This window comes from Stenotrophomonas sp. STEN009 (genome assembly GCF_056760395.1).
On record NZ_JBRRES010000009.1, the window covers coordinates 43,518 to 57,785 of the forward strand.

General features: G+C 66.5%; 13 protein-coding genes and 2 tRNA genes. 6 read left to right on the plus strand and 9 right to left on the minus strand.

From position 1 onward, the window contains the following. The first annotated feature begins 118 nt into the window (after positions 1 to 118). From ACVOMM_RS06245 to ACVOMM_RS06270, 6 genes are all read left to right on the plus strand, one after another. Positions 119 to 1,708 carry a cytochrome ubiquinol oxidase subunit I gene (locus tag ACVOMM_RS06245; protein WP_053520344.1) on the plus strand — a complete coding sequence of 530 codons (1,590 nt, stop codon included), beginning with the start codon at positions 119 to 121 and terminating at the stop codon, positions 1,706 to 1,708. Positions 1,709 to 1,725: 17 nt separating this feature from the next. After that, positions 1,726 to 2,877: a cytochrome d ubiquinol oxidase subunit II gene (gene cydB / locus ACVOMM_RS06250; protein WP_053520343.1), complete on the plus strand. Its 1,152-nt coding sequence runs from the start codon at positions 1,726 to 1,728 to the stop codon at positions 2,875 to 2,877. 27 nt (positions 2,878 to 2,904) lie between these two features. Further along, positions 2,905 to 3,021: a cytochrome bd-I oxidase subunit CydX gene (gene cydX / locus ACVOMM_RS06255; RefSeq protein WP_053520342.1), complete on the plus strand. Its 117-nt coding sequence runs from the start codon at positions 2,905 to 2,907 to the stop codon at positions 3,019 to 3,021. Positions 3,022 to 3,076: 55 nt separating this feature from the next. Beyond that, a tRNA-Pro gene (locus tag ACVOMM_RS06260) sits at positions 3,077 to 3,153 on the plus strand. A 141-nt stretch (positions 3,154 to 3,294) separates the two neighbouring features. Continuing rightward, a tRNA-Pro gene (locus tag ACVOMM_RS06265) sits at positions 3,295 to 3,371 on the plus strand. 263 nt (positions 3,372 to 3,634) lie between these two features. Further along, positions 3,635 to 4,840 (plus strand): CynX/NimT family MFS transporter, encoded by a 1,206-nt coding sequence (locus ACVOMM_RS06270; RefSeq protein WP_053519699.1) that lies wholly within the window; start codon positions 3,635 to 3,637, stop codon positions 4,838 to 4,840. A 38-nt stretch (positions 4,841 to 4,878) separates the two neighbouring features. Here the strand turns inward: ACVOMM_RS06270 and ACVOMM_RS06275 are convergent, their stop codons facing one another. The 9 genes from ACVOMM_RS06275 to ACVOMM_RS06315 all read right to left on the minus strand — a co-directional run bounded on the left by ACVOMM_RS06275 (position 4,879) and on the right by ACVOMM_RS06315 (position 14,223). Then, a complete protein-coding gene (locus ACVOMM_RS06275; protein WP_476340986.1) occupies positions 4,879 to 6,150 on the minus strand; it encodes a glutamate-5-semialdehyde dehydrogenase in 1,272 nt (423 codons plus the stop codon). Beyond that, on the minus strand, positions 6,147 to 7,304 hold the full coding sequence (proB, locus tag ACVOMM_RS06280; RefSeq protein ID WP_053519697.1) for a glutamate 5-kinase: 1,158 nt from the start codon (positions 7,302 to 7,304) through the stop codon (positions 6,147 to 6,149). Before proB ends, ACVOMM_RS06275 begins: the two co-directional genes overlap by 4 nt. Before the next feature lie 10 nt (positions 7,305 to 7,314). Next, positions 7,315 to 7,578, minus strand: coding sequence for a YciI family protein (locus ACVOMM_RS06285; RefSeq protein WP_414488219.1), 264 nt, complete (start codon positions 7,576 to 7,578; stop codon positions 7,315 to 7,317). Further along, entirely contained in the window at positions 7,578 to 8,873 is a 1,296-nt protein-coding gene (argH, locus tag ACVOMM_RS06290; RefSeq protein WP_481525997.1) for an argininosuccinate lyase, read from the minus strand. Before argH ends, ACVOMM_RS06285 begins: the two co-directional genes overlap by 1 nt. Positions 8,874 to 8,892: 19 nt before the next feature. Then, the gene (gene argC, locus ACVOMM_RS06295; protein WP_065181934.1) at positions 8,893 to 9,846 is read right to left on the minus strand and encodes an N-acetyl-gamma-glutamyl-phosphate reductase; all 954 of its coding nucleotides are present in this window, start codon (positions 9,844 to 9,846) and stop codon (positions 8,893 to 8,895) included. After that, entirely contained in the window at positions 9,843 to 10,445 is a 603-nt protein-coding gene (locus tag ACVOMM_RS06300) for a GNAT family N-acetyltransferase (protein ID WP_065175501.1), read from the minus strand. Before ACVOMM_RS06300 ends, argC begins: the two co-directional genes overlap by 4 nt. Positions 10,446 to 10,448: 3 nt before the next feature. Then, positions 10,449 to 11,777, minus strand: a complete 1,329-nt coding sequence (locus ACVOMM_RS06305) for an acetylglutamate kinase (RefSeq protein ID WP_053519692.1) — start codon at positions 11,775 to 11,777, stop codon at positions 10,449 to 10,451. A gap of 75 nt (positions 11,778 to 11,852) precedes the next feature. Beyond that, positions 11,853 to 12,941 carry an acetylornithine deacetylase gene (locus tag ACVOMM_RS06310; protein ID WP_481525998.1) on the minus strand — a complete coding sequence of 363 codons (1,089 nt, stop codon included), beginning with the start codon at positions 12,939 to 12,941 and terminating at the stop codon, positions 11,853 to 11,855. An 85-nt stretch (positions 12,942 to 13,026) separates the two neighbouring features. Further along, positions 13,027 to 14,223 carry an argininosuccinate synthase gene (locus ACVOMM_RS06315; RefSeq protein ID WP_481525999.1) on the minus strand — a complete coding sequence of 399 codons (1,197 nt, stop codon included), beginning with the start codon at positions 14,221 to 14,223 and terminating at the stop codon, positions 13,027 to 13,029. Between the last annotated feature and the right edge of the window lie 45 nt (positions 14,224 to 14,268).

The window sequence follows — 14,268 nt, forward strand, 5'->3', positions numbered from 1 at the left end:
TACCTGTTCATACATTGATCTGGATCAAGGCTGTCTGAAGTAGTCGGTCACATCATTCACGTCGTAGACCACCCTTCCCGCCACCTGCAACGGCACTATCCAACGAGGTAGCCAGGCCATGATTGATCAGACAGTCGTAGAACTGTCGCGGCTGCAATTCGCGCTGACCGCGATGTACCACTTCCTATTCGTACCACTCACCCTGGGCCTGTCGTTCATGGTCGCCATCATGGAGAGTGTCTACGTGATGACCGGCAAGGAGATCTGGCGCCGGATGACCCTGTTCTGGGGCGTGCTTTTCGGCATCAACTTCGCCATGGGCGTGGCCACCGGCATCGTCATGGAATTCCAGTTCGGCATGAACTGGTCGTATTACAGCCATTATGTGGGTGACATCTTCGGTGCGCCGCTGGCGATCGAAGGGCTGATGGCCTTCTTCCTGGAAGCCACCTTCGTCGGCCTGTTCTTCTTCGGCTGGAACCGCCTGAGCAAGGTCAAGCACCTGACGGTCACCTGGCTGATGGCGCTGGGCACCAACCTGTCGGCGGTGTGGATCCTGATCGCCAACGGCTGGATGCAGAACCCCACCGGCGCGGTGTTCAACCCGGAAACCATGCGCATGGAAGTGGTCGATTTCATGGCCGTGGTGTTCAACCCGGTGGCGCAGGCCAAGTTCGTGCATACCGTCAGCGCCGGCTACGTGACCGGCGCGGTGTTCGTGATGTCGATCAGTGCCCTGTTCCTGCTGCGCAACAAGCACAAGGACCTGGCCCGCCGTTCGTTCGCGGTGGCCGCTGCGTTCGGCCTGCTGTCATCGCTGTCGGTGGTGGTGCTGGGCGATGAGAGTGGCTACGCCGCCAGCGAGCACCAGAAGATGAAGCTGGCCGCGATCGAGGCGATGTGGGAGACCGAGCGTGCCCCGGCGGACTTCACCGCCTTCGGCATTCCCAACCAGCAGACGCACCAGAACGACTATGCGGTGAAGATCCCATACCTGATGGGCCTGATCGCCACCCGTTCGCTGGACCAGCCGATCCCGGGCATCCTGGAACTGGTGGAGCGTGCCGAGCACCGCGTACGCGGCGGCCAGCTCGCCTACGGTGCGCTGGAGCGCCTGCGCGCGAACAAGAACGACGTCGAAGCCCGTGAGATGTTCGACCGCCACTGGCAGGATCTGGGCCATGGGCTGCTGCTCAAGCGCTACCGCGAGGACATCCTCAACGCCACCCCCGAGCAGATCTCGCAGGCGGCAATGGATACCGTGCCGCGCGTGATGCCGCTGTTCTGGACCTTCCGCGTGATGGCGGGCCTGGGCTTCTACCTGATCGCCTTCTTCGCATTGGCCTTCTACTACTCGTGCCGCAACAACTTCCAGGACAAGCGCTGGTTCCTCACGCTGGCCCTGTGGACGCTGCCGGCACCGTGGATCGCGATCGAATGCGGCTGGTTCGTCGCCGAGTACGGCCGTCAGCCCTGGGCGGTTGATGGCGTGCTGCCGACGTTCTACGCGGCATCGGGCCTGGCCCTGCACCAGATCGTGCTGACCCTGGCCGGCTTCACCGCGATCTACACCGCACTGATCGTGGTCGAGATCAAGCTGATGCTCAAGGCGATCCGCAAGGGTCCGGACGAGGTGCTGCCGTCGCTGCAGTCGCCCCGCCCGCATGCTTCCCACAATGCCGCAGCGCCGGCCGCCGGCCAGGCCTGAGGCAGGAGAAAACCAAGATGGATTTCATTCTTCTGGACTACACCACGCTGCGCGTGATCTGGTGGCTGCTGCTCGGCATCCTGCTGATCGGCTTCGCGGTGATGGATGGTTTCGACCTGGGAGTGGGCACGCTGCTGCCTTTCGTGGCCCGCACCGACGCCGAGCGCCGGCTGGTGATCAACACCATCGGCCCGGTATGGGAAGGCAACCAGGTGTGGCTGATCCTGGGTGGTGGTGCGATCTTCGCCGCCTGGCCGCCGCTGTACGCGGTCAGCTTCTCAGGCTTCTACCTGGCGATGTTCGTCATCCTGTTTGCCCTGATCCTGCGCCCGGTCGGCTTCAAGTTCCGCAGCAAGATGCCGGGCGAGCGCTGGCGCAACACCTGGGACTGGGCGCTGTTCATCGGCGGCTTCATCCCTGCGCTGATCATGGGCGTGGCGGTGGGCAACGTCCTGCTGGGCGTGCCGTTCCACTTCGATGACAGCATGCGCATCTTCTACACCGGCTCGTTCTTCGGGCTGCTGATGCCGTTCGCGCTGCTGGCCGGCCTGCTCAGCGTTTCCATGCTGGTGGCCCACGGTGCCGCGATGCTGGTGATCAAGACCGATGGCCCGGTGGCTGAACGCTCGGCACGCTTTGGCAGCATTGCCGCGCTGATCGCCTTCGCACTGTTCGCGGTCGGGGGAGCCTGGGTGGCCTTCGGCCTGCCGGGCTACCAGATCACCTCGCAGGTGATCACCGACGGCGCCACCAACCCGCTGCTGAAGAGCGCCGAGCTGGGCGCGGCCGGCGGCTGGATGCGCAACTACAGCACCATGCCGGCTACCCTGCTGGCGCCGCTGGTCGGCCTGCTTGGCCTGCTCGCCAGCGCGGTGCTGCTGCGTGCCCGTCGCGGCGGCCTGGCCTTCATCGCCTCCGGCGCAGCCATCGCCGGCATCATCCTGACCGTCGGCTTCGCGATCTTCCCGTTCCTGCTGCCGTCCTCCAGCCAGCCCACCTCCAGCCTGACCGTGTGGGATGCCTCGTCCAGCCATCTGACCCTGTGGATCATGCTGCTGGCCACGGTGGTGTTCCTGCCGATCATCCTCGCTTACACCACCTGGGTGTACCGCGTGCTCAAGGGCAAGACCACCAGCGATGAAATGGGCAGCAACCCCAACGCCTACTGATCCCCTGCCTCCCAAGGAGAACCGAACATGTGGTATTTCGCCTGGATCCTCGGCGCCGGCCTCGCCTCGACGGTCGCCATCCTCAACGGCATGTGGTTCGAAGCCCGCGAACAGAACCGCATCGACACAGAGAATCGTCGCTGAAATGTAAAAAAACCTTGCCGCCCAGGCCTTCACACGGTATCTTAGGCGGCTCCTTCGGGGTGTAGCTCAGTCTGGTAGAGCGCTACGTTCGGGACGTAGAGGTCGCAGGTTCGAATCCTGTCTCCCCGACCACTTCGGTGGTCGCATTGAAGCCTGGTGAAGTCGTCCAGGCTTTTTTGTTCCCTGAAGAGCCGCTGCCCCCGGCAGCGTGAAGGAAACGGCGTTCACCCCTTGCCGCCATCGGGGTGAATGGCTACAATAGGCGGCTCCCTTCGGGGTGTAGCTCAGTCTGGTAGAGCGCTACGTTCGGGACGTAGAGGTCGCAGGTTCGAATCCTGTCTCCCCGACCACTCCGGTGGTCACCAAGAAGCCTGGAAGACGCCATCGTCCTCCGGGTTTTTTTGTGTCTGCCGTCCAGCGACCCGCCGGACGCAACGCCGGAGAGGCGCGCCGCAGCGCGCCGGAAGGTGCCGATAGCGACAGATTGCGCCGACGGGACCTCGCCTCGCCAGCCACGTACAATGATGTCCACTCCCCCACCTGCCGCGTCGGCGTAGACCGATGCCGGCGCTGCACGCCACTGTGGCGGCGTGCGACACCTGCAAGGACCACCATGAGCTCCTCCTCATCCGAATCGCCGTCGCTGCTGCACGGCCGCGTTCTGGCATTCGCCGCCATCCTGCTGGCGGCGGTCAACCTGCGTACTGCCGTCACCTCGATCACCCCGCTGCTGGACGTACTGGGCCAGCAGTTCGGATTCGGCACCACCATGACCGGCGTACTGGGCATGCTGCCGACCGCCTCGTTCGCGCTGTTCGGCGTGGCCACGCCGGCCGTGGCCCGGCGCCTGGGCCTGGAGCGCACCACCCTGCTGGCGATGATCCTGGCCACGGCAGGCCTGCTGCTGCGCTCCAGCGCCGGCAACGTCGGCACCCTGTTGCTGGGCGCGGTCGTCGCGCTGGCTGGAATGGGCATCGGCAACGTGGTGGTGCCGCCGCTGGTGAAACGCTATTTCGCCAACAAGGTCGGCACCATGAGCACGCTCTACATCAGCGTGCTGCAGCTGGGCACCATGCTGCCGGCACTGCTGGCGGTGCCGGTGGCCAGCGCGGCCGGCTGGCGCGTATCGCTGGGCATGTGGGCATTGCTGGCATTGGCCGCCGCGCTGCCGTGGCTGGTACTGGCCAGGCGCGCGCCGAAGCCGCAGGCCGACGCTGCCGATCCCACCGCGCAGCCTCACGGCAAGGTCTGGCGCACCTCGTTGGGCTGGAGCATGACGCTGATGTTCGGCATGACATCGTTGATGACCTATTCGATGTTCACCTGGCTGCCGCGCATCGTGGTCGAAGCCGGCGCCACACCTGCGTTCGGTGGGGTGATGGTGGCGGTGTTCTCGGCGCTGGGCCTGTTGCCGTCGCTGGTCATTCCGTCGATGGCGGTGCGCCTGCAGAATCCGTTCCCGCTGGTCCTGATCGGCTATTCGTCATTCGTGATCGCCTTTGCCGGCCTGCTGCTGGCCCCCATGAAGGCGCCGCTGCTGTGGGCCTGCCTGCTCGGCGTGGGCCCCTCGACCTTCCCGCTGGCGCTGACCCTGATCAACCTGCGCACGCGTACCCCGACCGGTTCCGCCGCGCTGTCCGGCTTCATGCAGGGCGTGGGTTACAGCTTCAGCTGCCTGGGTCCGTTCCTGGTCGGTTGGCTGCATACCGTCAGCAACGGCTGGACGCTGCCGTTCGGCTTCCTGTTCGGCTGCGCCACGCTGATGCTGTGCGCATCGTGGGTGGCCTGCAAGCCGCGAAAGCTGGAAGACCTCTGGTAAAACGGCTCGCCGCCGGCGCAGGCCTGGCGGCTGCCGGGTCAGACCCGCGTCTGACCCTCGCCGCGGACCACGAAGCGCTCGACCGTCAGTGCCTCCAGCCCCATCGGACCATAGGCATGCAGGCGCGTGGTGGAGATGCCGATCTCGCTGCCCAGCCCAAGCTGGCCGCCGTCCGAAAAGCGCGAGGACGCGTTGACCATCACCACCGCCGAGCGCAGCGCATTGACGAACCGCTCGGCATTGACGGCATCGGTGGTCGCGATCACTTCGGTGTGATCGGAGGTGTAGCGGCGGATATGCGCGATTGCCGCATCGAGATCATCGACCACGCGCACGGCCAACACCAGATCGAGGAATTCGGCTGCGTAGTCCTCGTCGGTCGCCTCGGTGCTGCCCGGCAGCAACGGACGCGCGCGGGCATCCGCGCGCAGTTGTACGCCCCGTTCGCCAAGCGACTGCGCCACGCGTGGCAGGAACTCCGCCGCCACGCGCTGATGCACCAGCAGCGTCTCCAGTGAATTGCATGCGGCCGGCCGGCTGCACTTGCCATCGACCAGCAGACCGATGGCCTGGTCGAGATCGGCGCTGGCATCCACGAACAGATGGCAGACGCCCTTGTAGTGCTTGATCACCGGCACGCGCGCGTGTTCGGCGACAAAGCGGATCAGGCCTTCGCCGCCCCGCGGAATCGCCAGGTCGATCAGCTCGTGCAGCTGCAGCAGCTCCAGCATCGCCTCACGCCGCAGGTCGGTCAGTACAGTCACCGCTGCGGGGGGAACACCGTTGGCCTGCAACGCACCGGCCAATGCCTGGGCAATGGCGGTATTGGAATGGATCGCCTCGGAGCCCCCACGCAGGATCACGCCGTTGCCTGCCTTCAGGCACAGTGCGGCCGCTTCGGCGGTCACGTTCGGGCGCGCCTCGTAGATCATCGCGATCACGCCCAGCGGCACCCGCACTTTCTGCACGCGGATGCCGTTGGGGCGGACGTCGTCGCGGGTCACCTGCCCGACCGGGTCGGGCAACGCGGCAACCTCACGCACCGCGTCGGCCATCGCCAGCAGACGCGGCGGGTCCAGTGCCAGCCGGTCCAGCATGGCACTGCCGACGCCCTTGTCGCGCGCGGCGGCCAGGTCGCGCGCATTGCCGGCCAGGATCTGGCCGGCATTCACTTCCAGTGCCTGTGCCATGGCCTGCAGCAGCGCGCGACGCGCTTCGCTGTCGAGGCCTGCAACCGCCTGGGCCGCGTCACGGCAGGCGCGTGCCTGTGCTTGGATGTCACTCATCGGGGTGTCCTGCGGTCCGGTCATGGCAGCACCAGATCGTCACGATGGACGACGCTGCCCCCATAGTTGTAGCCCAGTACGGCCTGGATGTCGCGCGAATGGCGGCCAGCGATGCGGCGCACGTCGTCAGCCGCGTACTGGCTGACACCACGGGCAACGCAGACCCGCCCTTCGGCGGTGTTCCAGCACACCTGCACCATGTCGCCCCGGCGGAAATCACCGTCGGCACCGGTGATGCCACCGGGCAGCAGCGAGGCGCCCTTCTCACGCATCGCCTGCGCCGCGCCCGCGTCGATCACGATCGCGCCATCGGCCAGGGGGGCATGGCGCAGCCAGTGCTTGCGCGCCGCTTCACGGCTGCGTGCGGCATGGATCCGGGTGCCGAACAGGCGATCCTGCGCCAGCGCGCGCACCACCTCGCCGCTGCGGCCGTTGAACAGATAGGTTTCGATACCCAGCCGGCCGGCCTTGGCTGCGGCCTCCAGCTTGGTACGCATGCCCCCGGTGCCCGCGCGCGAGCCGGCGCCGCCGGCCATCGCCAGCACGTCCGGGCCCAGTTCCGGCACATCGTGCAGCGGCCGTGCGTCGGCCACGGTGCGCGGATCGGCGCTGTACAGGCCATCGATGTCGGTGGCGATGAACAATGCGTCGGCATCGACCAGCGCCGCCACGGTCGCGGCCAGGTTGTCGTTGTCGCCGAGCTTGAGTTCATCCACCGAGACGGTGTCGTTCTCGTTCACCACCGGCAGCGCACCCAGCCGCAGCAGTTCGGTGAGGGTGGCGCGGGCGTTGAGGTAGCGGCGGCGGTTGCGCAGATCGTCGTGGGTCAGCAGCACCTGCGCGACCGGGCGCTCGAAGAAGCGCTGCCACAGGCCGATCAGCTGCGCCTGGCCAAGCGCAGCCAGTGCCTGCCGCGCGGCCATCGCAGCGCCCGGCGCATCGGCACGCGGCAGGATCGCGCGGCCGGCGGCGACCGCGCCGGACGAGACGATCACCACTTCGCGGCCGGCCAGCACATTGGCCGAGACGAACTGGGCCAGGCCCAGCGCATGGCGTGGTGACAGGCCGCCTCCATCGGCAGCGAGCAGGCTGCTGCCCACCTTCAGGACGGCACGTCGCCATGGCGGCAGCGCCTGTTCGGGAAACGGCGAAGCGACGGGGGCGGCGTGCGGGGTCATGGCCGGGCTCTCAGCGGGTATTCCATTCGTGCACGGTCAGCTCGGAGGCCTGCATCGTCACCAGCGGATCCGTGGCGACGATGGCCTGCGCCTGTGCGAGGCTCTCCACGTTGCACAGCACGTAGGCACCGCCGCTGCCGTCGGCGAAACCACCGGTGAGCTGCAGTCGGCCCTGCGCACGCAGTCCATCGAGGAAATCCAGATGCGGCTGCACAGCGGTGGCACTGAAGCCGGGCCGGCGCATGGCCAGGACCAGATAGACGGTGCCCGCCATCAGGACAGCGCCTGCCAGCGCGCGCGCAGCTCATCCAGGCGCAGGTCCGATGCCGAACCCGGCGAAACACGCGCGGCCAGGCTGCCCTCCGGCGTGCGTCCCTGCCCTGCGCTGTCGGCACCTGCCGCGGCGGCCTTGTAGGCGTCGCGGAACGGCACGCCGGCCACGGCGGCCTCGACCGCGACGTCGGTGGCATACATGCCGGAGTCGATCGCCGCGCGCAGCCTGTCCTCGCGCCATTCCAGGTTGGCCAGCAGCGCCGGCAGCAGTTCCAGCGCGGCCAGGCCGCGACCGAAGCCGTGGAAGATGGCCCCCTTGGACGACTGCAGATCACGATGGTAGCCGGACGGCAGCGACAGCAGCTGTTCGATTTCGGTGCGCGCCGCAGCAACGCTGGCGTGGGTGGCACGCATCAGTTCGATCACATCGGGGTTGCGCTTGTTCGGCATGATCGAGCTGCCGGTGGTGTACTGCGCCGGCAGTGCGACGAAGCCGAATTCGGCGCTGGTGAACAGCGACAGGTCCCAGGCGATGCGACGCAGGTCCAGGGTAGCGCCACCCAGCGCCTCCAGGGCGGCCAGCTCGAACTTGCCGCGCGACAGCTGTGCATAGATCGGTGATACCTGCATGCGCGCGAAACCGAGCGCAGCCGTGGTGTGTTCACGGTCCAGCGGCAGGTTCACGCCATACCCGGCGGCGGTGCCCAGCGGGTTGGCATCGACCAGCGCATGGGTGTCACGTGCACGGATGGCATTGTCGATGAAGGCTTCCGCCCAGCCGGCCCACCACATGCCCGCCGAGGACACGACGGCTCGCTGGATGTGCGTATAGCCCGGCACCGGCAGGTCCTTTTCCGCCTGCCCGCGGTCGAGCGCGACCTTGGCCACCTCGGCGCTGAGCTGGGCGACGCGCTGCAGCTTTTCCTTCAGCCACAGGCGCGTGGCGACCAGGATCTGGTCATTGCGGCTGCGACCGGTGTGGATCTTGCGGCCGGCATCACCCAACCGCTCGGTCAGGCGCGCTTCGATCGCCGAGTGACCGTCTTCATAGCGCGTATCCAGCACGAAACGGCCTGCGCGGAAGTCGTCTGCCAGCACCTCCAGCTCGCGCAGCAGGCCCTCCAGCTCGCTGGCGGCGAGGATGCCGATGTGCTGCAGGCCCTGTGCATGCGCGGCGCTGGCCGCGATGTCATGCAGGAAGAACTCACGGTCGAGGATCACGTCATCGCCGGCGAGGAAGGTCTGGATCTGGGCGTCGACAGCGACGCCGGGTTTCTGCCAAAGAAGGTCTGCCATGGGGGCTCCGGATGCGGGTTCAGTGCGGGATCGACGTCAGTTCGTCGATGCCCAGCGCAAGGTTGAGATTCTGCATGGCCTGGGTGGCCGCGCCCTTCAGCAGGTTGTCCAGGGTCGCCACCACCACTACCCGCTTGCCACCCGGGGCCAGGGTGAAGCCACCGATCTGGGCACCGTGGCGGCCGGCGATGCGGCTGACCCACGGCGCGTCATCCACCACCTCGATGAGTGCTTCGCCGGCATAGGCCTGCTGGAAACGCTCGACGATCTGCTCGCGCGTCTGTGCGCGGTTCAACCACAGATTGGCGGTCAGGGTGATGCCGCGGAAATGGGGCGCCACATGCGGCATGAACTCCACTGCCACCCCCAGCTGCACCGACACCTCGCGCTCGTGCACGTGGTTGGTCAGCGCGTACGGCATCAGGTTGTCGGCCAGCAGCTCGACGTTGTTCTTGTCGGAGGGCGTGGTGCCCGCACCGGAGTAGCCGGACACGCCGAAGCACTGCGGCGGCCCGGCCAGCAGGTCCAGCAGCGGATGGATCGCCAGCTGCATCGCGGTGGCGTAGCAGCCAGGATTGCTGATGTGCTTCTGCCCGGTGTAGCGACCCCGGGTCAGCTCCGGCAGACCGTAGTACCAGCTGTGGTCGAAGCGGTAATCGGCCGACAGGTCCACGATCACCGTATCGGGCCGGGCGCTTTCAAGCGCGGCCACGAACGGTGCGGCCAGGCCATTGGGCAGCGCCAGGATCACCGCGTCCACGCCCTTGGCCGCCACCGCCTCGGCGTCGAGATTCTCGTAGCGCAGGTCACCCTGAACTTCCGGGTGATGGTCAGACAGGCGCTGCCCTGCACGTTCGCGCGAGGATACGAACGCCAGGCGCAGGCGCGGATGCGCGGCAACGAGCTTGATCAGTTCGGCACCGGTATGGCCGCGGGCACCGATGATGCCCAGGGAGAAAATCGAATCGTTCATGCGTGGCTGTCCAGACGGTACTGCAGGTGGCGCTTCACGCCCTGCCATTCCGCATCGATGATGGAAAAGATGACGGTGTCGCGCGGCGTGCCGTCGGCATGCCGCTTGTGGTTGCGCAGCACGCCATCCTGCTTGGCCCCCAGGCGGGCGATGGCGGTGCGCGAGGTGGTGTTGAACCAGCTGGTTTCCAGCACCACGCTGATGCAGCCCATGACTTCGAAGGCATGCTGCAGCAGCAACAGCTTGGCCTCGGTATTGGCACCGGTACGCTGCGCGCGCGGTGCATACCAGGTATAGCCGAGACTGAGCCTGGGCACGGCGGCATCGAGGTCATAGAAGCGGGTGCTGCCGACGATGTCGCCAGCGGCATCACGGATGACGAAGGGCAGCACCCTGCCCTCCGCCTGCGCCTGCAGTGCGGCCTGTACGTAGGCGCCTGCCTGTGCCGGCGCCGGCACCTGGGTGTACCAGAGCCGGTCCAGTCCGCTGCCTTCCAGCGCGGCACGCAGGCCGTCCACGTGTCCCTGCTGCAAGGGCTGCAGCGTCACATGCTGGCCGCGCAGGGTCGGCACCGTCGCCCAGGTGTCGGTGACGGTCATCGTTCAGCCCTGCAGGCTCGGTGCGCGTGCAGCGCAGTGATCGACATAGGTGCGGATGCGGTCGATGCCATCGGCACCGAACCAGAACACCTTCCACTGGTCCTGCTTGTAGCAGCCGTCGGATTCGGCGTAGTAGAAGTGATTGATCGGATTGCCGTGACGCGAGCGCCAGAACAGCTGAGGCGTTTCCTCCAGCATCACGTTCCAGACCGCACGCCCCAGGCCCTCGCCCTGCGCATCATCGAGCACGGCGAACTTGTCCAGATAGACACCTTCGGCCTCGTTGGTCAGGATGACGGCCGTCCGATAGTTCTCGCTGACGTACGCGCGCAGCAGCCTGGTCTTCTGGAAGTAGTCCGGCACCAGGGTGCGGCCGAAGCTGGATTCGATCAGGCCCTTCAGGCGTGGCAGATCCAACTCGTCCCACGTGGCCGCGCGCAGCACCTTCTCGCCCTTGCGCACCAGCGTGCCTGAGCCCTTGTGGGTGAACAGTTCCTTGGCCAGATCGGCCGGGCGGGTGATCGACACCGACGATTCCAGCGGCAAGCGATCGAGCAGATCCTTGATCTGTTCGATCTTGACCTTCATGCCGCCGTGGATCCACGGCTGTGCGATCAGGTGGTCGTACTCGGTGGACAGGTTGATCGAATCGATGACGTTGCCCGCCTCGTCCAGCAGGCCACCGGTACCGGTCAGGAAGATGATCTTGTACGGCTGCAGTTCCTGCACCAGTTCGTTGGCGGCAAAGTCGGCATTGACGTTCAGGATCTGTCCGCCGGCGGTCTCACCCAGGCTGGTGATGACCGGGATCGATCCGGCGCGCAGGCTGGCTTCGATCGGCGCCAGGTTGACCTTCTTCACTTCACCGACCAGGCCGTAGGTGTCCACGTCCAGGTACTCGGCCTCGAACACGCCACCGGTGATCGAGGTGGCACGCGCTCCATTCTGCTGCAGGGCTTCGACCAGGCGCAGGTTGGATTGCTGGAACACCCGGCGCACGATCGCCAGTGCTTCCGGCGAGGTCACGCGCAGGCCGTTGACGGTCTGCTTCTCGATGCCGGCGGCAGACAGCTCGGCGTCCAGCTGAGGGCCGGCACCGTGCAGCACGATCGGGGTCAGCCCGACTTCCTGCAGGAAGGACAGCGAGGAAGTCAGCGCTTCAAGATCGTCGCGCAGCACGGCGCCACCGACCTTGACCACGGCGAAGCGCTTGGCGTCCAGCTGCGAGAAGCGCTTGAGGTACTGGCTGATCTCCTTCGCGCTGGCCATGCTGGACAGCAGGCGCACGATGGTCTGGCGGGTCTGGCGGTGGGGCTGGAGGGCAGGAGACATTTCGGTTTCGTCACGGGCGGCGGTCGCCGCGTTGCAGTTCCACCATGCCGGGGCATGGCGGCGTTGTGGGGTTGATCAGGCGCCGGTGCCGATGATGCGGTGCACGGCGTCGGTATAGCGTTGCAGCTGCTCCAGCGTCACGAACTCATCGGCCGTGTGGGCCTGGGCAATGTCGCCGGGGCCGAACACCAGCGTGGTATAGCCTGCCGCGGAGAACAGCGAGGCCTCGGTCCAGAAGTCCACCGCGTTGCCGATCGGCAGCTCCAGTGCATCGGCCACGTCACGCGCCAGCAGACGGCGGTTCTCGGCTTCGGCGATGTCACCGGCCGGAAGGCTGGGGCCACGGAAGGTTTCGGTGAACAGCGCGGCTTCCGGTTCGGCAAGACCCGCGAAGGTCGCCAGCAGCGCATCAATGTCCATCGAGGGCAGGGGGCGGAAGCCGAAACGCACTTCGGCTGCCGGTGCGATCATGTTGGCCTTGATCCCGCCTTCGACGCGCCCGATGTTGAAACGCAGGCCGGTCAGGCCACCGAAGCGTGCAGATGCAAGGGAATCCACGTGATCCAGGGCCCGATTGCCCCAGCGCATCGCCTGGTGCAGCGCACTGGCGGCGGCATCCTGCCTGCCGGACGCATGGCCCGCACGGCCGGCGAACTGCATCAGCACCGAGCTGATGCCACGGTGCGCGAGCACGGCCTCGCTCATGGTCGGCTCGGCCACCAGCACCGCGTCATAGGCAATGCCACGGGCCAGGAACGCGGCAATGCAGCGTGGATCGTTGGCTTCCTCGTCGCTGGAGAACAGGAACGCGGCGTCGCCGTCACTGGCATTGGCCGCAGCCACCAGCGCCGCCGCAGCGCCCTTGATGTCACACACGCCCAGGCCGACCACACGATCGTCCAGGCGGCGCATCACGTGCGGGTCGGCAGTCCAGTGTGGCGAATCCGGCACCGTGTCCAGATGCACGTTGAACAGGTACTTCGGTGTGCCGCGCACGGCATACAGGCTGACCGCACCGGCCCCGTGATCGATCACTTCAACGGTGAAACCCGGCAGGTTGGCGCGCAGGTAATCGAAGATGCCAGCGGTGCTGATCGCGCGCGGCGGGTTGCGGGTGTCGAAGGACACCAGGGCCTGCAGGTGATCGAGTGTCTGTTCAAGCATGAATCAACAGTTCCTGTGAAATTCCGCCGGGCATGGCCCGGCGCTACCGTATCGCCTCTGCTGGAGCGCCCCAGCGCAATCGCTGTCAACCGCGATTGACCTGCGCGTACAGCGTGGAGCTCATGCCGAACAGCTTGATGAAGCCTTCCGCCTCTTCCACGCCCCAGTCGGCCGACTGCGCATAGGTGGCGCCCTTGGTGTTGAGCAGATGCGGCGACTTCACCGCCACCGCGTCCACGCGCCCACCACGGGTCTCCAGTACCACTTCGCCGTTGACCTTGGCCTGCGAGGACTTCAGGAACGCTTCGATGTCGGTCTTCAGCGGGTCGTGATAGAAGCCTTCGTAGACCAGCTCCACCCACTTGCGCGCCACGTCCGGCTTGAAGCGGTTCTGCTGCTTGGTCAACACCGCGTCTTCCAGCGCGCGGTGGGCGGCCAGCAGCGAAACCAGGCCAGGGGCCTCGAACACGATGCGGCCCTTCAGGCCGATCACGGTATCGCCGGTGTACACGCCACGGCCCACGCCGTACGGAGCGAACAGCTTGTTGAGCTGGGCCAGGATCTGGTCGCCCGGCAATGCCTTGCCGTCGAGCTCGACCGCTTCGCCCTCGACGAACTTCAGGGTGACGGTCAGCGCCTGTTCCGGCCATTCATTGCGCGGCGAGCACCAGCCACGTGCGCCCTCGCCCGGAGCTTCCCAGCGGTCGATCTCGCCACCGGACATGGTCACGCCCAGCAGGTTCTCATTGATGGTGTAGGCCTGCTGCTTGGCGCGCACGCCGAAACCACGCTCTTCCAGGTACTTCTGTTCGTAGGCGCGGGTCTGGGTGTGCTCCTTCTGGATCTCGCGGATCGGCGCGATGATCTGGTAGTCGCCCAGCGCCTTCACCGCCAGATCGAAGCGGACCTGGTCGTTGCCCATGCCGGTGCAGCCGTGGGCGATGATGTTGGTGCCCAGCTCGGCGGCGCGCTTCAGCGCGGCATCGACGATCAGGTAGCGGTCCGAGACCAGCAGCGGGTACTGGCCCTGATAGCCCTCGCCCGCCCACACGAACGGCTTGACGAAGCCCTCCCAGATGGCCGGGCCACCGTTGACGGTGACATGGCTGGTCACGCCCAGCTCGGCGGCACGCTTCTCGATGAAATCACGCTCTTCATCATCCACGCCGCCGGTGTCGGCGAACACGGTATGCACGTTGTAGCCGCGCTCCTGCAGGTACGGCACGCAGAAGCTGGTATCGAGGCCACCGGAGAAGGCGAGGACGACGTCTTTGTTGCTCATGGGGGTAATGTCCTGGTAGCGCCGGGCCATGCCCGGCGGGGTTTT